This window comes from Humidesulfovibrio sp. (assembly GCF_030689645.1).
Classification (GTDB): domain Bacteria; phylum Desulfobacterota; class Desulfovibrionia; order Desulfovibrionales; family Desulfovibrionaceae; genus Humidesulfovibrio.
In genome coordinates this window covers 81,269-102,514 of the sequence record NZ_JAUYFU010000026.1, presented here as the reverse complement: position 1 = coordinate 102,514, position 21,246 = coordinate 81,269, and the positions used below count along the sequence as shown (strand labels likewise).

The window sequence follows — 21,246 nt, the reverse complement described above, 5'->3', positions numbered from 1 at the left end:
GCGGTTTTTTCGCGGTGCCCGCCCGAGGCGTCCAGCGCCTGGCGCAGGGCTTCGCGCTCCGCGTCCTCCATTGCGCCCGGCAGCCCGGAGGTCAGGTCCACTCCCTGCGCGCCTTCGCCCGGCGCGCAGCCGGAGGCCGAGGCCAGCCCGGCGATCTGCGGGGGCAAGAGATCCGGCCCAAGGGTGTCCGAACGCGACAGGATGAGCGCGCGTTCCAGCACGTTCTCCAGTTCGCGCACGTTGCCGGGCCAGTTGTGCCGCGAGAGCGCATCCACAAAGGCCGGGGCGATGGAGCGGATCTCCTTGTGGTTCTTCGTTCCCAGCTTGCGCAGCAGGTGCCCGGCCAGAAGGGGCAGGTCGCCTGCGCGGTCGCGCAGGGGCGGAATCTGGATCTCCAGCACGGCCAGACGGTAGTACAGGTCTTCGCGGAAGCGGCCCGAGGCCACGTCGGCGCGCAGGTCGCGGTTGGTGGCCGCCAGGATGCGCACGTCGGTCTCCACGGCCTTCACGGAGCCGAGGGGCTCAACGATCTTCTCCTGCAAGGCGCGCAGCAGTTTGGCCTGCAATGTGGCTGGCATGTCGCCGATCTCGTCCAGAAAGAGCGTGCCGCCGCTGGCCAGCTGAAAGCGGCCTGGCTTGTCCTTCACCGCGCCGGTGAAGGCGCCTTTCACGTAGCCGAAAAGTTCGCTCTCCAGCAGGTCTGCGGGCAGGGCCGCGCAGTTGACCTTTATGAGAGGCTTGCGGGCGCGCGGGCTGGCCCGGTGCAGGCCGTCGGCCACCAGCTCCTTGCCGGTGCCGCTTTCGCCCAGGATCAGCACCGTGGCCTCGCTGGGCCCGGCCTGCTCGATGAGTTCGCGCACGCGCACGATGCCTGGGCTTGCGCCCACCATGGCCTCGGTGGCGCCGCTTTGCAGCTCCGTGCGCAGGCGGGCGTTTTCTTCCAGAAGCCGCCGGTACTCGTAGCTTTTTTCCAGCACCGCAGTAAGCTCGTCGTTGTCTGCGGGCTTGGTGAGGTAATCGAAGGCCCCCTGCTTCATGGCCTCCACCGCCGTGCCCACGCTGCCGAAAGCCGTGAGCAGAACCACTGGCAGAGCTGGCATGCGGGCGTGGAGCTCTCGCATCAGAGTCAGCCCGTCCATGCCGGGCATCTTCATGTCCACCAGGGCGACGTGCGGCTGGGCGCGGTCAAGCACGGCCAGGGCCGCCTCGCCGGAGGGCGCGTCGGTCACGCGCCAGCCTGCGTCCTCCAGCACTGCGCGCACCAGCATGCGATGTCCGGGCTCGTCATCCACCACCAGTGCGGAGCGCTGGTCATTCGGCATCATCATTGTAGCCTCCGCCGCCTTCGCGGCCGTCATGATCGGGGAAGAACAGGCGCAGGGTGGTGCCCTGGCCCGGCGTGGAGTCTATGAGCGCCCGGCCCCGGTGGCCGCGCATGATGCCCTGGACGATGGCCAGGCCCAGGCCGGTGCCCTGGCGCTTATCGGTGAAGAAAGGCTCGAAGGCCTTGCTCCGCACGTTTTCATCCATGCCCCTGCCGTTGTCGGCCACGCTGATCCAAACGCCGGGAACGCCGCCCTCGCTGCCCTCACTGCGGCGCGAGGCGACGGTCAGGACGCCGCCGGTCTCTGGCAGGGCGTCCAGGGCGTTGACCAGCAGGTTCAACAGGCACTGCTTGAGGGCGTCCTCGTCTGCATACACGGTGCGGGCCTGCAAATCCAGGCCGGGCGTCACGGTCTTGTGCTCCAGGTCGAAGCGCAACAGGCCGCGCAGACTCTCCGTAAGGCGCACAAGGTCCACTTCGGCGGGAGCGAGATCTCGCGGGCGAGCCAGGAACAAGAGGTCCGTCACCACGCGGTTCAAGCGGTCGGCCTCCTGGACCATGGTGGTTGCGTATGAGGCCAGCGGCTCCTGTCCCTTGAGCTTGGTGGCGAAGAGCTGGGCGAAGCCGCGCAGGGAGGAGAGCGGGTTGCGAATTTCATGGGCCACGCCCGCAGCCAGGGAGCCGATGGCGGCTAGGCGTTTGGCCTCGGCCAGGTCCTCCTCCAGGGTCTTGATGCGCGTGCGGTCGCGCAGGAGCACCATGCGTTCGCCCCCGGCGCCTTCGGACGAGGCGTCGGCCTGGAGCGGCAGGCTGAGGATTTCCAGCACCCGTCCGGCGTGGTTGTACTGCCGCCACTGGTAGGGCGTGGCGGCATCCGGCTTGTGCCCATCCTGGATGGCCGCCTCCAATCCGCCCGCCATGTCGGCGAAGGGGAACTCCGACCAGCTGCGGCCCAGCAGGCTCGCTGCGTGCTTGGCCGCAGTGTTCTTCATGGCGTCGGGCGTTTCCGCCAGCAGCAGTTGCGCGGCCGAACCATTGGCCGAAAGAATGGAGCCGTCCGCGCCCAGGGTGACCAGGCCGTCGGGCATGTTGTCGAGGAGCTTGGACTGGAAGCGCTCCAGGCGCGCGGCCTTGAGCGCCTGGTCGCGGCGGCGCAGATAGGCGAAGGCCAGGACCCACAGCAGGGACGCTGCGCCGAACACATAGCCAGCCTGAAGCAAGGCCGCGCGGCGGTAAGCCTGGAACTGGTCCAGGTGGCGCTGGGGGTTCAGGCCCGCAAGCAGAAACATGGAGGGAACGTCGGGAGAGCGGTCGACGCCGCGAGGCCTGGGGACGCCGGTTTCATCGGACATGTCCAACCCTGGGGGCGGACCCGGCGGCGGGCCGTCCTTGCCGAATCTGTCCTTGGACCCCAGGCGGAACATTTTTTCCGGCGGGCAGGGAAAGCCCAGGCGCGCGCCTTCGCACAGCATGGCCAGGCTGGAGCGGGCCCGGACAGCCGAAAATATGGCGGGCTTGTCCCTGTAGACCAGCGGACCGGACCAGCGGCCATCCACTTCCAGGGCGGCGATGATTTCTTCGGGCAGAATGAGGTCGTGGGGAGCTTCTGTCTCAGAGGACGAGGCCACAAGATGGCCGTCCTCGTCGAAAATGCCGATGAACACCACCTCGCCGGAGGCGGTCATCTCTTTGAACAGTTCGTGGATGCTGGGGAAAAATTTTGTAGCCGCATCGGGCGAGCGGCGAAGCGTGTGCATGACACGCATGAGGTTGGCCTCGACCCCATGCACCACGGCCCCGCCGGCCAGCTGCATGTGCTGGTCCACCAGGTCGCGCTGGCGGCGGATGTTCTGCCAGGTGAGGAACATGCTGCCCAGGCCAAGAGCCAGTAAGGCGACCACCGCCGCCAGTATCGGACCCTTGTCCCTGTTGAAGGTGCGCAGTTCCATGTGCAAGTTCCTTGTGTGGGCTGGAGGCAGAGAGGTTCCGTCAGGCAGTGCTAGGCCGCATCAGGTCTGGGTGTCAACATCCGCCACGGAGCCGGGGACCTGGCGTGCGGACGCAGGCAGGGCGGCCTGACCGGTGTTGCGCTTCCGGTCCGGGCCGCCCCGTGTGCGCCTGGATGCGGAGGCATGCTCCGCAGGGGGTTGGAAATTAGTTGCAGGAACCGCCGGTACAACCATTCATGCCGCGTCCAGCACCCTTGCCGCCGTAGCCGGAGGGGCAGCCGGAGTCGTCTGCGCATGCGCCGTAGCCGCCGCCGTGACCGCCGCCGTAGCCCATTCCTCCACGATGATAGCCGCCGTAGCCCTTGAGGCCGGTCTGCTTCTCAATGTCGGTGCGGATGGACAGGCGCTCCTGGTTCATGGCGCTCCTCAGCTTGCTGATGTCTGCGATGAGGGCCTGGATGTCGTTCTTCTCGGCCTTGCCGGAGTTGGTGAGGGCCTGGAGCTCGGCGTGCTTGGCCCAGATCTTCTCGCGCAGCTCATAGAGCTTGTCCTGGTGCGCCTCGATGATCTTCTGGATGGCGGCGCGCTGTTCTGGAGTGATGGCGCTCTGCTCCTGCTGGGCAGGACCGCGTCCGGCCTTGGGAGCCGCAAAGGCCATGGCGGACAGGGACACGAGGGCCGCAAGGGCGATGATGACGATGATGCTCTTTTTCATGTTCAGTTCCTCCGAAGTTTCTAAAAAAAATTGGCTGTTTTGCGCAAGGGGGGCGTGCGCTGCGCGTTGCTTGAAGCATTAGAAGCATGCGCCGTGCCAAAGTGTAAAGTGCATAAATTCGGTATGTTGTAAAATCGATGCACGCAGATATGTGCATTTCGCTGCACGAGTCTGCACAAGCGGGCCTGTTGGAGGGCTGCACAAGAAGTGCGGGATTCAGCTCTGGATTTTCGGATCGGCTGCGGCGTCCATCCATGTGTCCATGCCGCACAGACCGCAGTCCGAGCAGCCTTCTGCGGGGCAGCCCGGCGTGTGCAGGGCGCGGGCGGCGCGCTCATACTCGCGGCGCAAGGATTTCCGCGTCACGCCAAGATCGATGACTTCCCAGGGGAAGGCTTCGTCAGGCCCGCGTTCGCGGTCCAGAATCTCCGCCGTCTCCGGCTCGAAACGTCGCATGGCCTTTTTCCACCCGCCCTCGGCTGCGGCCAGCTCCACAAGGCGGAAGGCCTCTTCCCCACCGCGGGAGAGCACGCCCTGCAATCGGGCCTGGAAAGGCGCGTCTACGTTGAGCGCAACCCCTCGCAGCTTCTTGACCATCTCACCCAGCCGCTTTTGTGCGGCGATGAGTTCCGCCTCGCCCATCATGGGCGCCCATTGCAGCGGGGTGAAGGGCTTGGGCACCAGGGAGCTTGCGCCCAGGGTGATGCGCATGAACTCGCGGGTCTTGGCCCCGTGGCCCCGGTCTCGCGCGTCCACTATGCGCCCCAGGAATTCCTCAAGCTCGTCGTAGTCTTCCGGTCCTTCCCAAGGCCAGCCCAGGATGATGTACACCCGCAGGTGGTTCACGCCCAGACGCGCGCAGCGCTCGACGGCCTCCAGGAACACCTCGGGATCGAGCTTCTTGTTGGCCGCGCGGCGCAGGCGTTCGCTTGCGCCTTCAAGGGCCAGGGTGATGGTGCGTATGCCGCACTGGCGCAGGAACGTCAGCAGCTCTTCGTTCAGGCCGTCGGCCCGGAGCGAGGACAGGGAGAATTTAGTTTTGCGCCCGGCCAGCCAGCGCAGAAAGGGCAGCAGGTCGGGCCAATCGGTAAGGGCGGTGCCCACCAATCCCACTTTGGGCGGCTGGAACTCTTCCACCAGGGCGATGAGGTCCACCATGCGGGCATGGCGCGGGGGACGGTATACGAAGCCTGCGGCGCAGAAGCGGCAGGCGTGGGGGCAGCCCCGGTTGATCTCAAGCAGCATGGCGTCCGGAAAGGCGGCCTGCGGACCGGTGAAGCTGGAGCTGGCAGGGCAGGAGAGCAGCGTTGTGTCTGCGGAATCGATGGCCGCAACCCTGCGCACAGGGAGCTTGGTGCGGCCCGGCACGTACAGCCCGGGCATGTTTTTGACGGATTCGAGGAACTGCGCCTTGGGCACGCCTTCGAACACGGCGCGCTTCATGGCCAGGCAGAATTCCGCGAGCCCGGCCTCGGCCTCGCCAACCCAGAACGCATCGGCCAGGGGGGCCAGGGGCGCCGGGTTCAAGAAGGCAACCGGTCCTCCCACCAGAACAAGGGGGTAGTCCGGGCGTTCCGCCCGTAAAGGCGGAACGCCCGCTGCGGCGAGCGTCCTGAGGAGGGGGAGGAAGTCCTCCTCGAAACTGACGCTCGCCGCCATCAAGGGGAAGAGCACTAAATCCTTGCCGCTGTCGTGTGACGTTGGCGCGTGGAAGCCCTTGCCGAGGAAGAATCTCTCCACGGCTATTTCCGGCTCCCGGGACAGCAGGCGGTGAACCACCTGCCAGCCCAGGGCCGAGAGACCCATGCCTTCATCGCCTGGAACCAAGAGCGCCACGGGAAGGCGGCCACCATGGTCCGGCGGCGGGGCTTGGGCCGCTCCGGGTCGGGGGATGCGTTCGCGTCCTTTTGGGCGCTTGCGCTCCGCCCCGGAAGGGCGTTTCATTCGCGCCTAGTCCGCGTTGCGGCGGATGAACGCGGGCGTATCCAGGGCCTCGTCCTCGAAGAGGAACTCCTCTTCGCCGGCGCCCATGGCGCGCAGGGAGGCATGACCCTGGCGTTCCTCTCCATTTTTGGCCGCGCCGTAGCGCACGTAGGCGGGCAGGTCGCGGTTGGAGCTTGCGATGACGCTGGAGATGGTGCTGCGGCGCGTGGCGGCGCGCTGGTGGACGGGCACCGGGTTCAGAAGCTGCTTCACTTCCTTCTCAGGCTTGGGCGCGGCGTCGCGCTGGTCAATGCTGGTGGCGATGACGGTGACGCACATCTCCTCGCCGCAATTGGGGTCGGCCACCACGCCGAAGACGATGTTGGCGTCCTCGTGGGCTTCCTTGGCGATGAGGTCGGAGACCTCCTGGATCTCGTCGGTGCTCATGTCCTCGCTGGCGGTGATGTTGAACAGAACGCCGCGGGCTCCGGCGATGGACACGTCCTCCAGCAGCGGGCTGGTGATGGCCTTCAGCGCCGCTTCGCGGGCGCGGTTCTCGCCGGAGGCGATGCCCGTGCCCATGAGGGCCAAGCCGGAGTTGGTCATGATGGCCTTCACGTCCGCGAAGTCGAGGTTGATGAGGCCATGCACTGTGATGAGGTCGGCGATGCCTTTGACCGCGTAGTAGAGGACTTCATCGGCCTTTTTCAGCATCACGCCGAAACCGGCCTTCTTGGCCGCCATCTGCAACAGGCGGTCGTTGGGGATGGTGATGATGGAGTCCACCACCTGGCGAAGCTCGGTGATGCCTTTGTCGGCCTGCTGCATGCGGCGGCGGCCTTCAAAGTAGAAGGGCTTGGTGACGACGGCCACGGTGAGCGCGCCCGCTTCGCGGGCGGCCTGGGCGATGACCGGGGCGGCGCCGGTGCCGGTGCCGCCGCCCATGCCCGCGGTGATGAACACCATGTCGGTGTTCTGCAGCACTTCGCGGATCTGGTCGATGCTTTCCAGCGCGGCGTTGCGGCCCACTTCCGGGTTGGCGCCGGCGCCAAGGCCCTTGGTAAGCTTGCCGCCCAACTGGATGGTGTAGTCGGCCAGGGACTTCTCAATGTCCTGGGCGTCGGTGTTCGCGGCGATGAAGCTCACGCCGGTGAGCCGGGACTGAATCATGTTGTTGATGGCGTTGCCGCCGCCGCCGCCGCAGCCGATGACCTTGATTTTCGCGCTCATGTCGTTCTCGATTTCGAAATGTGCCATGGGTTCCTCCTCCCTCAACAGTGGCTAAAGTGCGTAGACCTTCCCCTGATCGAAACGCCTTCTTAGGCGATGTCGACGAACCATTTCTTCATGCGTCCCAGAATCCTGTTGAAGACGTTGTCCTCGCGGATTCTGAAATCCCCGCCGCCGCTTCCGGGCGAAGTCTGGCGCTTTTCGGCTCCGTAGAGCAGAAGGCCCACCGCCGTGGCGTACTTGGGATTATTGACCATGTCGTAGAGGCCGCCCACATACTCGGGGTAGCCGATGCGCACCGGCAGATCGAAGACCTGTTCGGCCAGGTCCTGCATGCCGTTGATGAGCGAGGTGCCTCCGGTGAGAACGACGCCCGCGGCAATCTGATTTTTGTAACCGCTCTTGATGAGCTCCTGGTCCACCAGGGCCAGAATCTCCTCGCAGCGAGGTTCGCAGATCTCGGCCAGCACGCGCTTGCTCATGGCGCGGGACTCGCGTCCGCCCACGGAAGGCACTTCGATGCTCTCGTCCACCTTGACCATCTCAGCCAGGGCGCAGCCGTTCTCGATCTTGATCTTTTCAGCCGCAGTCATGGGCGTGCGCAGGCCGAAGGCGATGTCGTTGGTCAGGTTGTTTCCGCCAAGGGCCAGCACTGCCGTGTGCTTGATGGAGTCCTTGGAGAAGATGGCGATGTCCGTGGTGCCGCCGCCAAGGTCCACCAGGCACACGCCTATCTCGCGCTCTTCTGAGCTTAAGACGGCTTTGCTGGAGGCCAAGGACTCAAGCACGATGTCGGCCACGTCGAGGCCCGAGCGGTGGCACGAACGCACGATGTTCTGGGCCGAGGTCACCGCGCCGGTGACGATGTGCACTTTAACCTCAAGACGCACGCCCGCCATGCCGAGAGGATCGGCGATGCCGCGCTGGTCGTCCACGATGAACTCCTGGGGCAGGGTGTGAATCACCTCGCGGTCCAGGGGAATGGCCACGGCCTTGGCGGCCTCGATGACGCGGTCCACGTCCTTCTGGGTCACCTCGCCGCCTTTAACGGCGATGACTCCGTGGCTGTTGAAACCCTTGATGTGGCTGCCGGCAATCCCGGCATAGACCGAGTGGATCTCGCAACCAGCCATCAATTCCGCCTCCTCCAAGGCTTTCTTGATAGACTGCACGGTCTGCTCGATGTTCACCACCACGCCTCGGCGCAGTCCCGTCGAGGGGCTGGTGCCGATGCCGATGATGTCCACCATGCCGTCGTCTCTGGCTTCGCCCACCACAGCGCAAATCTTTGTGGTGCCGATGTCCAGGCCGACGATGATGTCGCTCTTGGCCATGTTCTCCTCCCTTGGTTGTCTCGCCAAATACCGGGTCTTCCCTATTCTTCCCCGTCAGGAAGGCCCGGGCTTCTGCCTCTTCTCAACAGAAATCTTACCAGCGCTGGCCTCGATTGCGGCCACCTGTCCGGTCTCGCCGCGCAGCTTCAAGTCGCGCCAAACCAGCTCAATGTGCCTGAAATGCGTCTCCCAGTCGGCCAGATCCGCGCGCACACGGATGCGCAGCGCGTCCAGATACATCTCCACCTGCCCAGACTCGGTGAATTTCACCCAGGCCATCTGGCCCAGGGCGAAGGGCAGGTCCTGCCTGTTCATGCGGGCAACCATGGCCGCAACGATTTCGCGCCGGTCGCCCAGGCCGGGGGCGATCTCAAGCAGTGGCAATGAGGCCGAGTCGCCGGGAGAGAGCTGCGTGATGATTTTGCCCTCGCCATCCGCGAAGTAGAGCTGGCCGTCCTGGCGCACCCAGAAGGAGGGCTGCCGCTCAACCAGCGTGATGAACAGCTTGTCCGGCAGTTCGCGGCGCACGGTGACGAACTCCACCCAGGGGTTCTGCGAAAGGGCGGACTCCACGCGGGTGACGTTGACGCCCAGGCTGTTCTGACCCAGGCGCAATCCGGCGATCTCGAGCACCTGCCCGTAGGCCAGCCGCAGGTTTCCGGAAACGCTGATCTCGGTGAGGCCCAGCGCCGGCGTGGTGGTGACGAGCCTGTAGGTGTAGATGAGCCCTGTGCCCAGCACGCCCAGCACCAGCACCGAGGCCAGGAAGAGCACGAAGCCCTTCACCGCGCCGCTGGGATTGAGCGACATCGAGGGGCCGTCATCCTTGCGGGGCCGGTTCAGGCGCACCGGGGCCTTGCGGGCCGGCTGCGATCTGCGCTGCGGAGAGCTGGGGCGTAAGCTCATGAAACCACCACCACTTCCGTTTCCAGTTCCACGCCGAAGCGCGCGCGCACGGCGCTGCGCCCAAGGTCCAAAAGCTCCAGCGCCTGGGCTGCGGTGCCCCCGCCCAGGTTCACCAGAAAATTCGCATGCAGACTGGAGAAGGCCATACCGCCAAGGACGCGCCCGCGCATTCCGGCCTCGTCCAGCAGCTTGCCCGCGCCTGCGGGAAGCCCCGCCGGGTTCTTGAACACGCAGCCAGCGCTTCTGGCCGTCACGGGCTGCACGGCCTTTTTCTTGGCGTAGGTGGCCTCCATGCGCGCGCGAATGGCTCCGGGCGCATCGGACGCCAGCAGGAACTCCGCCTCCCAGATGACGCTGAATCCCGAGCCAAGGCCTGCGTCGAAATGCCTGTAGCCGAAGGCGCAGTCCTTGGCCTCGCGCCAGATGAGCCCGCCCTCAGGGGTCCACAGGCGCACCCGGGTGAGCAGCGATCCGGTCTCCACGCCGTAGGAGCCGGCGTTCATTGCCACGGCTCCGCCGACCTTGCCGGGAATGCCGGTGAGGCCCTCAAGGCCGCTGAGGCCCAGGCGCTGGCAAAGGCCCAGAAGCCGGGGCAGGCCAAAGCCCGCGCCCACGCGCACCAGGGCGGAGTTTCCGGTCTGCACCACCTGCGGAACAGCGTTGTTCACGGGCCGCACCAGGACCAGGTCGCTGGGGCCATCCGCCGCCAGGAGGTTGCTGCCTGCTCCCAGCGCCAGGGGGCGGCCACCCAGGCAGGAAAGCTCCTTGCCCAGCTGATCCAGGTCGGCCTCTGCAAACACCACGGCCTCGGCCAGGGCGGGGCCGCCCAGGCGAAGTGTGGTGCGCTCGCAAAGGCGCGGGGTGTGGATCAAAGCCAGGGTCATGGGGCTGCCTCGTTATTCTTCGTCAGTTGCGTTGAGCCAGTTCTCGCCGATCTTCCAGATGCTGCCCGCGCCCAAAGTCAGGAACAGGTCGCCGGGCTTCAAAATCTCTTTCAACTGGCGCTCAATGCCCGCAAAATCCGGGAAGAAGCGCACCTTGGTCTTGCTCACCTGCTTGATGCCCTGGGCCAGGGACATGCCGTTGACGCCCGGGATCGGGGACTCGCTGGCCGGGTAGATCTCGGTGAGCAGCAAGAGGTCCGTCTGGGCGAAGGCGGTGCAGAATTCACCGAACAGCGCCTGGGTGCGCGTGAAGCGGTGGGGCTGGAAGGCCACCACCAGTCTCCGGTCCGGGTAGCAGGCCTTGGCGGTGTCCAGGGTGGCCTTGATCTCCGCCGGGTGGTGCCCGTAGTCGTCCACCACCAGCACGCCCTTTCTCTCGCCCTTCTTCTCGAAACGGCGACCAACGCCGCCGAAGTTGGCCAGCCCCTGCAGGATGGCGTCTTTGGGCAGGCCTGCCTCCAGTGCCACGGCGATGGCGCCGAGGGAATTCAGGATGTTGTGAATCCCGGGATGGGCCAGAGTCACCTGGGCCCAGGGCTCGCCGTCGAGGCTTACGTTGAAGATGCTGCGCAGGCCTGTGGTGACGATCTCGCCGCGCAGGCGGTTCTTCGCGCCAAGACCGTAGGTCAGGCAGGGACGCTTGATGGCAGGCAACAGGCGCTGCACGCCGGGGTCGTCGCCGCAGACCACATTGACCCCGTAGAAGGGTATGGAGTTCATGAACGTGGTGAAAGAGCGGTCGATGGCCGCCAGATCCGCATAGAAATCCATGTGGTCGCGGTCCACGTTGGTGACCACAGTCATGATGGGCGAGAGGCAGAGGAATGAGCCGTCTGACTCATCTGCCTCGGCGATGAGAAACTCGCCTTCGCCCAGGCGCGCGTTGCTGCCGTACGTGTTCAGCCGTCCGCCGATGATGACCGTGGGATCGAGGCCTGCCTCGGTAAATATGGTGGCGAGCAGCGACGTGGTGGTGGTCTTGCCGTGGGTTCCGGCAACGGCGATGCCCGTGCGCATGCGCATGAGCTCGGCCAGCATCTCCGCGCGCGGGATGATGGGAATGCTCATCTCGCGGGCGCGCACCAGCTCGGGGTTGGTGTCCTGGATGGCGGTGGACTTGACCACCACGTCGGCCTTGCCGATGTTCTCGGCCCCGTGGCCGATGAAGACCTGCGCGCCGAGCTTCTTCAAGCGGTGAACTGCAGCACCGGCGGACATGTCCGAGCCGGTGACGGTGAAGCCCATGTTCAGGAGCACCTCTGCGATGCCGCTCATGCCCGAGCCGCCGATGCCCACCATATGCACGGTGCTCACGCGGCTGTACATGGCCGGGCTTGCGCTGCGTCCGGGTACCGGGATGCGTTTTTCGTTCGTCATATCCATGCGTTCTTCCTTTTTGCTTCCGCGCGGGCGTCAGGCCGCCTCGCGGCGGAGCTCCTCCAGGCCGTCCACGATGAGGCTCGCGGCTTCCGGTCTGGCAAAGGTTCTGGCCGCGCGGCTCATGGAGGCCAGCCGGGCCGTGTCGCCAATGAGCCCGGCCACGAGATCGGCCAGGGACTGGGCGGAAAGATCTTTCTGGTCCATGAGCACCGCCGCGCCCAGGTTGGCCAGGTTTTGGGCGTTGACGCGCTGGTGGTCGTGGGCGGCGAAGGGAAAGGGCACCAGCACGCTCGGGGTTGCCGTGACCGCCAGTTCGAACACCGTGGACGCGCCGGAGCGGCACAGGGCCAGGTCCGCCCAGCCGTATGCCGCAGCCATGCCTTCGATGAAGCCGTGCACGCAGTCGGCGTTTGCGCCGGCTTTGGCGTAAGCCTCGCGGATGCGCGCCTCGTCGGCCGCGCCGGTCTGGTGCAGAAGATTCACCCGCGCGGACAAAAGCTGCGGCAGGGCGGCCACCACCGCGTCGTTGATGGCCTTTGCGCCCTGGCTGCCGCCAAGGATCAGGAGATTTCTGCGGCCAGCCCCTTCGCCGCGCTTCATGGCGGCGATGTCGGCCCGCACGGGGTTGCCGGTGCGCTGCACCTTCACGGGCGGGAAGCTGCGGCTGCGGTCGTCGAAGGACACGAACACGCGCTCAACAAGCTTGCCCAGCACCCGATTGGTGACGCCGGGCACGGAGTTCTGCTCGTGCACCGCCGATGGGATGCGCAAGAGCGCGGCGGCCAGCACCGGGCAGAAGCCCGCGTACCCGCCGAACCCGATGACGGCCTCCGGCTTGAAGCGGCGCAGGGCGCGGGTGGCCAGGATGACGCCTCTGCTGACCCAGATGACTGAAAGCAGGGCCTTGACGCCCTTGCCTAGCACGCCGCTGGCGGGCAGCGCCTGGAAGTCCAGCCCGGCCTTGCGCGCCAGATCACCTTCCGGGCCATGCGCGCCCAGGAACAGGACGTGGGCCTCTGGGTTGCGGCGCTTGACCTCCGCAGCAACGGAAAGGGCCGGAAAAATGTGTCCGCCCGTGCCGCCGGTTGTCACCACCAGACGCGAAAGATGTTGCCGGGCGCTCATGAGCGGTTCCTCGACAGGTTCAGCAGCACTCCCACGCAGATGAAGGAGGCGATGAGCGAGCTGCCGCCGTAGCTGATGAAGGGCATGGGCACGCCCTTGGGCGGCACGGTGCCGAGCACCACCGCCAGGTTCAGGCAGAAGCCCAGGGCGAGGATCACGCACATGCCGAAGGCGGTGAAGCGGTCCAGCAGGTCCTCCTGCAGGAAGGCCACCCGGAAGCCCCGCACAAGCAAAAAGGCCACCAGCATGAAAATCAGGGAGATTCCGAAGAACCCCAGTTCTTCTCCCACCACGGCCATGATGAAGTCGTTGTGCGCCTCGGGCAGGAAGAATAGCTTCTGCTTGCCTGCGCCAAGGCCGGAGCCGAAGAACTTGCCGGAGCCGAAGGCGTACAGGGACTGCACAAGTTGATAGCCTTCGTCCTTGGCCACGGCGAAGGGATCGAGGAAGGCCGTCCAACGCTTGAGGCGGTATGGCGTGGAGGCGATGAGCATCCAACCGGCCCAGGCGCCGCCCATGGCCGAGCCCACAAGGTAGATGACCCGAGTGCCGCCGACGAAGCACATGCAGAACAGGATGAAGCACATGAACGCCGTGCCGCCGAAGTCCGGCTGGATCATAAGCAGGAAGCACAACACGCCCGTGACCAGGAACGGCGGGATGACGCCGACGGCGAAGGTCTTTGTCTGCACCAGTTCCTGTTTTTTGGCGAAGAAGAAGGCCAGGTAGAACACCAGGGCGATCTTTGCGAACTCAAGGGGCTGCAAGGAAAACGGCCCGATGTGGATCCAACGCTTGCTGCCGCCGATGGACACGCCAAGGACTTTGCAGAGCACCAGCAGCACGACCACAAGGAAGACCCAGAGGTAGGTCAGGTCGTAGAAGAAGCGGCGGTTCACCCGGGCGCAGAAGATCATCACGCCTGTTCCGATGACAGCGAACATGGCCTGCTTCTTAAAAAACAGATATTTGTCGTTATAAAAACGCTCGGCCATGATGCCCGAAGACGAGAAGACCATGATCAGCCCCAGTCCGGCCAGCAACAGGGCGGAGAAGAGCAGCCAGTAGTCCATGGGGAAGTACTGCGAGTTGCGCTTCTGGTTCATCCGGCACCCCCGCTTTCCGCCATGAGGGCCTGGGCCACGCGGGCGAAGTCGCGGCCGCGCTCGGTGTAGCTCTTGTAGGCGTCGAAACTGGCCGTGGCGGGCGAAAGCAGGATCACGTCGCCGGGCTGGGCCTGGGCGAACTGGCGGCGCACTGCGGCTTCCAGGGTCTGGTCCCAGCTAGTTGGGAAGTGCGGAGCCAGCACGGGCTCAAACACCTCGCGCGATGCGCCGAAGAGACCGATGGAGGCTGTGCGGCCAGCGAGAACCGGCAGCAGGGACGCCACATCGCCGCCCTTGAACACGCCGCCGAGCAGCAGGCGAACCGGGCGCTCGTAGCTTTTCACCGCAGCGCACACGGAGTCGAGGGTAGTGGCCTTGGAATCGTTGACGAAGAGCACGCCGCCCGCCTCGCCCACAGGCTCGATGCGGTGGGGCAGGGCATGGAACGCCGCGATGGCCGCGCGAGCCTGGTCTTCGGTGACGCCAAAGGGACGCACCATGCGCCAGGCAGCGGCGATGTTCTCTCTGTTGTGCGCGCCGGGCAGGCCGGGGCAGTCGAACTGCGTCTCGGCGCTGAAAGTCTCTACCTGGGCCTTGGTGAAGCCGCGGGCGAGAAGCTCCTTGCGCAGGGCCTGGGGGATCACGGCCAGGCAGCCGTGGTCCTGGCAGGCGAAGAGCTGCAGCTTGGCCTGGAGGTACTCCTCCATGTCCAGGTGGTAGTCCAGATGGTTGGCCGAAAAATTGAGCAGGGCGGCCACGCGGGGCTTGAAGGTGCGGCAGTTCTGGAGCTGAAAGCTCGAAATTTCGATGACCAGCACGTCGGCCCGCTTCTCGGCCATGAGGTAGTCGCACAGCGGGGTGCCGATGTTGCCGCCGACAAAGGTGGACAGGCCAGCGTGCTCCAGGATGTGCCCCACGAGGGTTGTGGTGGTGGTCTTGCCGTTGGTGCCGGTGATGGCGATGACCGGTTCGCTGAGGAACCAGGAGGCGAACTCCATCTCGGCCACCACACGCTTGGGGTCCACATGCTTCAGCACCGTGGCGAGTTTCTTCACGGGCACGCCGGGGGAGAGCACGATGAGGTCCGCATCGGCGAACTGCGACGGAGTATGGGCTCTGGCCTCAAGGGTCAAACCCACGGATGCCGGGTCGGCATGAACCTTCAGGAGCACGTCCTGCGGAAGATCGGCCTTGGCATCCACGAGACGGACGCGCGCGCCGAGGGAGAGCAGGAAGCGGCAAGCAGCCAGGCCGGACACGCCCGCGCCCACCACAACCGCCTGTCGATTCTCAAAAATCTTTAGACTTTGGAAGATGCCTACTGTCCTTTCCATGCCGGCCACCTAGCGAAGCTTCAGGGTGCTCAGGGCCATAAGGGCCATGAGGATGGAGAGGATCCAGAAACGGATGATGATCTTGGATTCCGGTATGCCCTTAAGCTCAAAGTGATGGTGCAGCGGCGCCATGCGGAACATGCGTTTGCCGCCGGACATCTTGAAGTAGCCCACCTGCAGAATCACCGAGAGGGTTTCGAACACGAACACGCCGCCCACCAGGGCCAGAATGAGCTCCTGCTTGGCGAGAACGGCGATGAATCCGAGGGTGCCGCCGAGGGACAGGGAGCCCACGTCGCCCATGAACACCTGGGCCGGATAAGCGTTATACCAAAGGAACCCGAGTCCCGCGCCCACAAGGGCTCCGCAGAACACCGTCACCTCGCCCACGCCCGGCACCGGGGTGATGTTCAGGTACTGGGCGATGACCGCGTTGCCTGCGGCGTAAATGAACAGGGCGAAGCAGGCGGCGCTGACCACCAGCGGCCCGATGGCCAGGCCGTCCAGGCCGTCGGTCAGGTTCACGGCGTTGGAGGCCGCCACCAGCACCAGCACGGCGAAGGGCAGGTAGAAAAGTCCCAGGTCCGGGTGCACGTTCTTGAAGAACGGCACCGACAGCACGGTGGAGTAAGCGGGCTGGAAGATCAGCAGGGCGATGGCCGAACCGGCCACAAGGATCTGCCCGGCAAGCTTGGCGCGCGGGGAGATGCCTTTGTTCTGCTTCTTGACCACCTTGGTGTAGTCGTCCCAGAAGCCCACGGCGCCGAAGCCGACAAAAACCAGCAGCGTAAGCCAGATGTAAACGTTGCTCAGGTCGGCCCAGAGCAGCACGCTGGGGATGAGCGAAGCCGCGATGAGCAGGCCGCCCATGGTGGGGGTGCCTTCCTTGGCCTGATGGCAGGTGACTTCCTCCAGGATGTGCTGACGGCAGCGCAGGGCCTTGAGCCACTCGATGAGCTTCGGTCCCAGGATGATGGCAATCACCAGGGCGGTCAGCAGAGCGTATACGCTGCGGAAGGTTATGTACCTGAAGACATTGAACAGCGAGTACTTGATGGCCAGGGGTACGAGCAGGTAGTAGATCATGACTGCCCCCCGTTGGTGCTCGCGGTTGCGGAAAGCCCCTCAAGCAGGGCCTTGGAGTAGGCTTCCATGTGGCAGGAGCGCGAGCCTTTGACGAGCAGCGTTCCACGCACGCCGTCAACCGGGGCTGGCATCTTTGCCAAGGCCGCCATCACCTGGGTCGGCTCGGTGACGGGGGTCACTGCGACGCCTTCTGCGCTGCGCGCCACATCGGCGGCGAACTCGCCCTGGTAGAACACCGCAACGGGCTTCACGGCCTTGATGACCGCGCCAAGGTCCTGATGGGCTTTGGCAGCGCATGCGCCCAGCTCTTTCATGTCGCCCAGCACCAGCACCAGCGGGGCCTCGCCGGCCATGAGACGTGCGGCCTCGATGCTGCGACGCATGGACAGGGGGTTGGCGTTGTATGAGTCATCCACCACGCACCATGCTCCGGCCTCGGCGAAGCAGAAGCGCTGGTCCGGCAGGCAGGCCCCGGCCAGCCCGCTGGCGATCTGGTCGGGCGAGAGGCCCAGCAGATGACAGGCTCCGGCCACGGCGGCGGCGTTCTCGGCAAAGTGCGCGCCGCAGGCGGGCAGCTCGGCCCAGAAGGCCTGGCCGTCCACGATGATCTCGAAAAGTCCGCGGCCGCCGGGAAGGGCTTCCTCAAAGCGGGCGTAGTATTTGGCGAAGCTGTCCTTTGCGGAGAAGCCCAACACGCCGGGCAGAGCGGCTTGCGCCTCGGTCCAGAGCTCGGGGTAATCCATGCAGCTCAGGCCAAGTCCGCCTGGCTTCACGTGCTTCAGGAGCGCGGCCTTGGCCTTGGCCACGCCGGCCAGGTCGCCAAGGCCTTCCAGGTGCGCAGGCCCGATGTTCAGCACCACGGCCAGGTCCGGCGCGATGATCTCGCCCAGCTCGTCCATGTCGTGGGGCTTGCTGATGCCAGCTTCCATGACCCAGGCCTTTTCTTCACCTGTGGCGGCCAGGATTGAGAGCGGCAAGCCTACTTGATTGTTGAAATTTTTGTGGTTCTTGGCCACAGGGAGCACGCTCGCCAGAGTCTGGGCCAGCAGCTCCTTTACAGTTGTCTTGCCCGCCGTGCCTGTAACGGCCAGAACCTTGCCGCCGCTGGCGGCGAAGCGGTCGCGCCAGAAGCGCGCCAGCCAGCCCAGGGCTTTTTCCGTGTCCGCCACCACGATGACCGGGCACTTGAGGCCGGGCAGCTCGCGGCTGGCCACGATGGCAAGAGCGCCCGCATCCGACACCTGGGAAGCAAAGTCGTGGGCGTCGAAGCGCTCGCCCTTGAGGCAGAAAAAGAGGTCGCCTGGAACGACGGCGCGGCTGTCCGTGCGCACGGCGGCTACCAAGCGGTCCGAGTCAGGACCGTTGTTCACAATGCCCGTGAGGCACAAGATGACGTCGCGCAGGGTCAGGTTCATTCCTTCACCCCGCCTTTGACTTCATTGATGGCGCGCTTGGCGGCCTCGACGTCGGAGAACGGAAGCTTCACGTCGCCCACCTGCTGGTAGGTCTCGTGCCCCTTGCCCGCGATGAGCAGGGCGTCGCCCGGCTGCATGAGGCTTACGGCCTTGACCAGGGCCTGGTAGCGGTCCGCATCCTCAACAACTCTTTTGGCGGCGGCCAGTCCGGGCCGCACATCGGCCATGATCTCCAGCGGATCTTCATGGCGTGGATTGTCGGAGGTGAGCACGCAGATGTCGGAAAGATTCGCCACTGCCTGGCCCATGAGCGGGCGCTTGGTCCGGTCGCGGTTCCCGCCGCAGCCGAACACCGTGACCAGCCGCTTGAAGCCTGCGTCGCGCAGGGCGCGCTGCACGTTTAAGAGCGCGTCCGGGGTGTGGGCGTAGTCCACGAAAACGTCCAGGTCGTGGTTGTTCTGAACGCGCTCAAGGCGGCCCGGCACGCCGGTGAAGGGCGCCAGGGGCTGCATGTCTGCCGGGCCCATGCCAAGGCCCAGGGCCGCAGCCTGCGCGGCAAGAAGATTCGAGGCGTTGTGCGCGCCGACGAGGCCGGAATTCAGGCTCCAGCATTTGCCTTCCCACTCCATGCGCAGCAGCATGCCCTTGGCCGTGCTCTCCACCAGGGTGCCGCGCAGCATGGGGTTGCCGTTCACCTGGACGTTGCCCAGGGAGAAGCCCAGGGCGTCCGGAAATTCCTTGAGCAGACGCAGGCCGTATGGGTCGTCTGCGTTGGCGGTCTTGTGCTTGTCATCGCGCGGGTACGAACCGAAGAGCAGCTTCTTGGCCTGGTAGTACGACTCAAAATCGCCGTGATAGTCCAGGTGGTCCTGCGTCAGGTTGGTCAGCACGGCGGCGTCGAACTCAAGGCCTGCGACGCGCTTCTGGTGCAGGGCGTGGGAGCTGGTCTCCATGATGACCGTGTCCACGCCGTCTTTGGACATTTGAGCGAACAGCTCGTGCAGCCGCCAGCATCCGGGGGTGGTGAGGCTGGCATCGATGCTCACGCCGGGCCACTGGTAGGCCACGGTTCCCAGCACGCCGACCTTGCGCCCGCAGGCGGAGAGCAGCCCCTCCAAGAGGTAGGTGACTGTGGTCTTGCCGTTGGTGCCGGTGACGGCCACCACCTGCATGGCCTGCTCGCGGGTGCGGAAGTGCGCTCCGGCGAGCATTCCAAGGGCTTCGGCGGTGTCATCTACGCGCACGAGGGCGGCCTGCATGTCGCCTGGCAGCGCGGTCTGGTGGTCGACCACGATCCAGCCGGCTCCGCGAGAAAGGGCATCGGCCAGGAATGCGTCCGATTTCACGGCTGCGCTTGGCATAAGGACGAAAACCTCGCCGGGATTCACCTGGCGGGAGTCTGTGCGGACCATGAGGCCCCTGCCGACAATCGCCAGCAGTTCATTGAAGCGCGGGCCGTTCACTGCGTCTTCTCCTTCTCGCCGTGCCCAAGCCAGAGCACGAAGCCTTCGCCGTGCGCGGCAACGCCGCCTTCCGGCCAGGGTTCGCCCGGTGCGGGCTTCTGATTGGTGATCTCCATTCCGCCGCCCTTGAGCGAAGGCACCACGCCTCGTTTTCCCAGGACTTCGAGCGCCCTGCGCACGGAGAGGCCAACAAGGTTCGGCACCGTTGCGCCGCTGCCATCGGCCGTAGGTGAATGGGTGGCGCGCGCAGTCATGCTGTGCTCCGTGGCGTTGGCGTCTGGCGCGCCTTTGCCTTCGGGCAGGCGGCCATAATATGACAGCGTCTTGATGGCGATGTCGCGCACGGCTGGAGCTGCGACAATACCGCCGTAAGTGACTGGCGTGGGCTCGTCCACGGTGACCATGAAAATGAATTCCGGCTTCTCTGCGGGCACAAGGCCCACAAAGCTGGCCACGATGCCCTCGCCGTAGCCCTTGCCCGAGCCGCCCACCTTCTGGGCGGTGCCGGTCTTGCCGGCCATGGTGACGCCGGGGATTCGGGCAACCTTGCCCGTGCCGTCCTCTTCAACGACTTCGCGCATCATTGAAAGAACGGATTCGGCGGTCTTGGCGCTGAACACCCGCTCAGGCTCGGGCAGACCCTCCAAGGGCGGGTCTGCAATCAGGCGCAGGGGCTTGGTCATGCCCATGTTGGCAAGGCACAGATAGGCTTTGGCCATCTGCAGGCCCGTAACGCCGATGCCCTGGCCGAAGGATATCGCTGCCAGGTCGAATTCGGTCCATTCCTTTGGCTGGCGCAGCATTCCGGGCGACTCGCTAGGCAGGCCCAGGCCGGGGCGCTCCCCGAAGCCCAGCTTGCGCAAAGTGGTGTAGTAAGGCTGCGCACCGAGGGCCATGCCGATCTTGGCCGTGCCGATGTTGCTGGAGTAGCGCAACACGCGGTTTGCCGAGAGCCAGCGGTACGGGTGCGTGTCGCGGATGATCTTGCCCCGCAGGCTCCACTTGCCGTTCTCGCAGTCAAAGACCTTGTTGGCGTCGATGACCTTCTGGTCGATGGCGGCGGCGAAAACGAAAGGTTTCATGGTGGAGCCCGGCTCAAAGATGTCGAGTGCGGCGCGGTTTCTTCGCGCTGCGGCTTTGGAGTCTTGCGGGCTGTTGGCGTTGAAATAGGGGTAGTGCGCCAGGGCCAGGATGTCGCCGGTTTCCACGCGCACAACGATGGCCATGCCGGAGCGTCCGTTGAATTTGTTCACGGCATCGGCCAGCGCATGTTCTGCAGCGTCCTGCACCACTGTGTCGATGGTCAGGCGCACGTCCTGACCCTTGATGTTCATCTCGCGGCCCTGTGCGTCCAGGTACAGCCTGCGGCCAGAGGCGTCGCGCTGAACCACGAATTTTGCGCGTCCGCCGGCCATGCGCTCATCGAAGAGTCCTTCCACGCCCTCAAGCCCCTTGCCGTCAACATCGACGAAGCCCAGCACCTGCCCGGCCAAATGCCGGTTCGGGTACATGCGGCGAAATTCGCTGGTGAGGTGGATCCCCGGCAGATTGATCTTCTGGAGCTCCTGGGCCTCATGGTCATCAATCTGGCGCTTGATCCAAACGAAGCCCTTGCTCGATGCAAGATCCTTCTGCAGATTCTTCTTCGGCGCGCCGAGAATCTGGGCCAGGGCCTGTGCGGTCTGGGCCGGGTTTTGGATTTCAACCGGCGAAGCGTACACGCTCTTGCTCTCCACGCTGGTTGCCAGAATGGCGTTGTTGCTGGCGTAAACCCGCCCGCGCTCGCCCAGTTCGAATTCCGTCGCCAGGTTCTGCTTGCCCGCTGCGTCGCTCAGCTTGGGCCCAAGGTACAACTGCACGTAGGCGGCGCGTCCCCACAAGGAAACCCAGATGAGGGCAAAAACAAAGGCGACAAAGGTCAGCTTCAGCTTTCCTGTGTCCGTCTTGCTTCTGGCCTCTTTGGGCCGCTTGCGCTCGATGCGACTTTTGACCGCCATCGTCCATAATCCTTG

The 21,246-nt window shown here is 65.2% G+C and carries 16 protein-coding genes; all 16 read right to left on the bottom strand.

Features of this window, described 5'->3' with window-relative positions; translation table 11 throughout:
* Positions 1–1,322 (bottom strand): sigma-54 dependent transcriptional regulator (locus Q8O35_RS04710; RefSeq protein WP_305571154.1); only part of this gene is annotated, 1,322 nt, incomplete at its 3' end.
* A complete protein-coding gene (locus tag Q8O35_RS04705) occupies positions 1,312–3,273 on the bottom strand; it encodes a nitrogen regulation protein NR(II) (protein ID WP_305571145.1) in 1,962 nt (653 codons plus the stop codon). The genes Q8O35_RS04705 and Q8O35_RS04710, both read right to left, overlap by 11 nt.
* Positions 3,274–3,478: 205 nt before the next feature.
* Entirely contained in the window at positions 3,479–3,988 is a 510-nt protein-coding gene (locus tag Q8O35_RS04700) for a Spy/CpxP family protein refolding chaperone (RefSeq protein WP_305571142.1), read from the bottom strand.
* 216 nt (positions 3,989–4,204) lie between these two features.
* On the bottom strand, positions 4,205–5,932 hold the full coding sequence (locus Q8O35_RS04695) for a radical SAM protein (RefSeq protein WP_305571140.1): 1,728 nt from the start codon (positions 5,930–5,932) through the stop codon (positions 4,205–4,207).
* 6 nt (positions 5,933–5,938) lie between these two features.
* On the bottom strand, positions 5,939–7,168 hold the full coding sequence (ftsZ, locus tag Q8O35_RS04690; RefSeq protein WP_305571138.1) for a cell division protein FtsZ: 1,230 nt from the start codon (positions 7,166–7,168) through the stop codon (positions 5,939–5,941).
* 62 nt (positions 7,169–7,230) lie between these two features.
* A complete protein-coding gene (gene ftsA, locus Q8O35_RS04685; RefSeq protein ID WP_305571136.1) occupies positions 7,231–8,475 on the bottom strand; it encodes a cell division protein FtsA in 1,245 nt (414 codons plus the stop codon).
* A gap of 54 nt (positions 8,476–8,529) precedes the next feature.
* Positions 8,530–9,381 (bottom strand): cell division protein FtsQ/DivIB, encoded by an 852-nt coding sequence (locus Q8O35_RS04680; protein ID WP_305571134.1) that lies wholly within the window; start codon positions 9,379–9,381, stop codon positions 8,530–8,532.
* Complete coding sequence (gene murB, locus Q8O35_RS04675) at positions 9,378–10,265, bottom strand: UDP-N-acetylmuramate dehydrogenase (protein ID WP_305571132.1); 888 nt, start codon at positions 10,263–10,265, stop codon at positions 9,378–9,380. The genes Q8O35_RS04680 and murB overlap by 4 nt, the downstream gene beginning before the upstream one ends.
* Positions 10,266–10,277: 12 nt before the next feature.
* Complete coding sequence (gene murC / locus Q8O35_RS04670) at positions 10,278–11,651, bottom strand: UDP-N-acetylmuramate--L-alanine ligase (protein ID WP_305571151.1); 1,374 nt, start codon at positions 11,649–11,651, stop codon at positions 10,278–10,280.
* A gap of 87 nt (positions 11,652–11,738) precedes the next feature.
* Positions 11,739–12,830, bottom strand: a complete 1,092-nt coding sequence (murG, locus tag Q8O35_RS04665; protein WP_305571129.1) for an undecaprenyldiphospho-muramoylpentapeptide beta-N-acetylglucosaminyltransferase — start codon at positions 12,828–12,830, stop codon at positions 11,739–11,741.
* Positions 12,827–13,936: a putative lipid II flippase FtsW gene (ftsW, locus tag Q8O35_RS04660; RefSeq protein ID WP_305571127.1), complete on the bottom strand. Its 1,110-nt coding sequence runs from the start codon at positions 13,934–13,936 to the stop codon at positions 12,827–12,829. Before ftsW ends, murG begins: the two co-directional genes overlap by 4 nt.
* Positions 13,933–15,270: a UDP-N-acetylmuramoyl-L-alanine--D-glutamate ligase gene (gene murD / locus Q8O35_RS04655; RefSeq protein WP_305571125.1), complete on the bottom strand. Its 1,338-nt coding sequence runs from the start codon at positions 15,268–15,270 to the stop codon at positions 13,933–13,935. The genes ftsW and murD overlap by 4 nt, the downstream gene beginning before the upstream one ends.
* Before the next feature lie 9 nt (positions 15,271–15,279).
* Positions 15,280–16,356, bottom strand: coding sequence for a phospho-N-acetylmuramoyl-pentapeptide-transferase (gene mraY, locus Q8O35_RS04650; protein ID WP_305571122.1), 1,077 nt, complete (start codon positions 16,354–16,356; stop codon positions 15,280–15,282).
* Positions 16,353–17,771, bottom strand: coding sequence for a UDP-N-acetylmuramoyl-tripeptide--D-alanyl-D-alanine ligase (gene murF, locus Q8O35_RS04645; RefSeq protein WP_305571120.1), 1,419 nt, complete (start codon positions 17,769–17,771; stop codon positions 16,353–16,355). Before murF ends, mraY begins: the two co-directional genes overlap by 4 nt.
* On the bottom strand, positions 17,768–19,183 hold the full coding sequence (locus Q8O35_RS04640) for a UDP-N-acetylmuramoyl-L-alanyl-D-glutamate--2,6-diaminopimelate ligase (protein WP_305571149.1): 1,416 nt from the start codon (positions 19,181–19,183) through the stop codon (positions 17,768–17,770). Before Q8O35_RS04640 ends, murF begins: the two co-directional genes overlap by 4 nt.
* 47 nt (positions 19,184–19,230) lie before the next feature.
* Complete coding sequence (locus tag Q8O35_RS04635; protein WP_305571118.1) at positions 19,231–21,231, bottom strand: penicillin-binding transpeptidase domain-containing protein; 2,001 nt, start codon at positions 21,229–21,231, stop codon at positions 19,231–19,233.
* Positions 21,232–21,246: the final 15 nt, after the last annotated feature.

Bases quoted from the DNA above. Each gene is read 5' to 3' on its own strand.
- Q8O35_RS04705 (WP_305571145.1), bottom strand. From the start codon at position 3,273: ATGGAACTGCGCACCTTCAACAGGGACAAGGGTCCGATACTGGCGGCG.
- Q8O35_RS04700 (WP_305571142.1), bottom strand. From the start codon at position 3,988: ATGAAAAAGAGCATCATCGTCATCATCGCCCTTGCGGCCCTCGTGTCC.
- Q8O35_RS04695 (WP_305571140.1), bottom strand. From the start codon at position 5,932: ATGAAACGCCCTTCCGGGGCGGAGCGCAAGCGCCCAAAAGGACGCGAA.
- ftsZ (WP_305571138.1), bottom strand. From the start codon at position 7,168: ATGGCACATTTCGAAATCGAGAACGACATGAGCGCGAAAATCAAGGTC.
- ftsA (WP_305571136.1), bottom strand. From the start codon at position 8,475: ATGGCCAAGAGCGACATCATCGTCGGCCTGGACATCGGCACCACAAAG.
- Q8O35_RS04680 (WP_305571134.1), bottom strand. From the start codon at position 9,381: ATGAGCTTACGCCCCAGCTCTCCGCAGCGCAGATCGCAGCCGGCCCGC.
- murB (WP_305571132.1), bottom strand. From the start codon at position 10,265: ATGACCCTGGCTTTGATCCACACCCCGCGCCTTTGCGAGCGCACCACA.
- murC (WP_305571151.1), bottom strand. From the start codon at position 11,651: ATGTACAGCCGCGTGAGCACCGTGCATATGGTGGGCATCGGCGGCTCG.
- murG (WP_305571129.1), bottom strand. From the start codon at position 12,830: ATGAGCGCCCGGCAACATCTTTCGCGTCTGGTGGTGACAACCGGCGGC.
- ftsW (WP_305571127.1), bottom strand. From the start codon at position 13,936: ATGAACCAGAAGCGCAACTCGCAGTACTTCCCCATGGACTACTGGCTG.
- murD (WP_305571125.1), bottom strand. From the start codon at position 15,270: ATGGAAAGGACAGTAGGCATCTTCCAAAGTCTAAAGATTTTTGAGAAT.
- mraY (WP_305571122.1), bottom strand. From the start codon at position 16,356: ATGATCTACTACCTGCTCGTACCCCTGGCCATCAAGTACTCGCTGTTC.
- murF (WP_305571120.1), bottom strand. From the start codon at position 17,771: ATGAACCTGACCCTGCGCGACGTCATCTTGTGCCTCACGGGCATTGTG.
- Q8O35_RS04640 (WP_305571149.1), bottom strand. From the start codon at position 19,183: ATGGTCCGCACAGACTCCCGCCAGGTGAATCCCGGCGAGGTTTTCGTC.
- Q8O35_RS04635 (WP_305571118.1), bottom strand. From the start codon at position 21,231: ATGGCGGTCAAAAGTCGCATCGAGCGCAAGCGGCCCAAAGAGGCCAGA.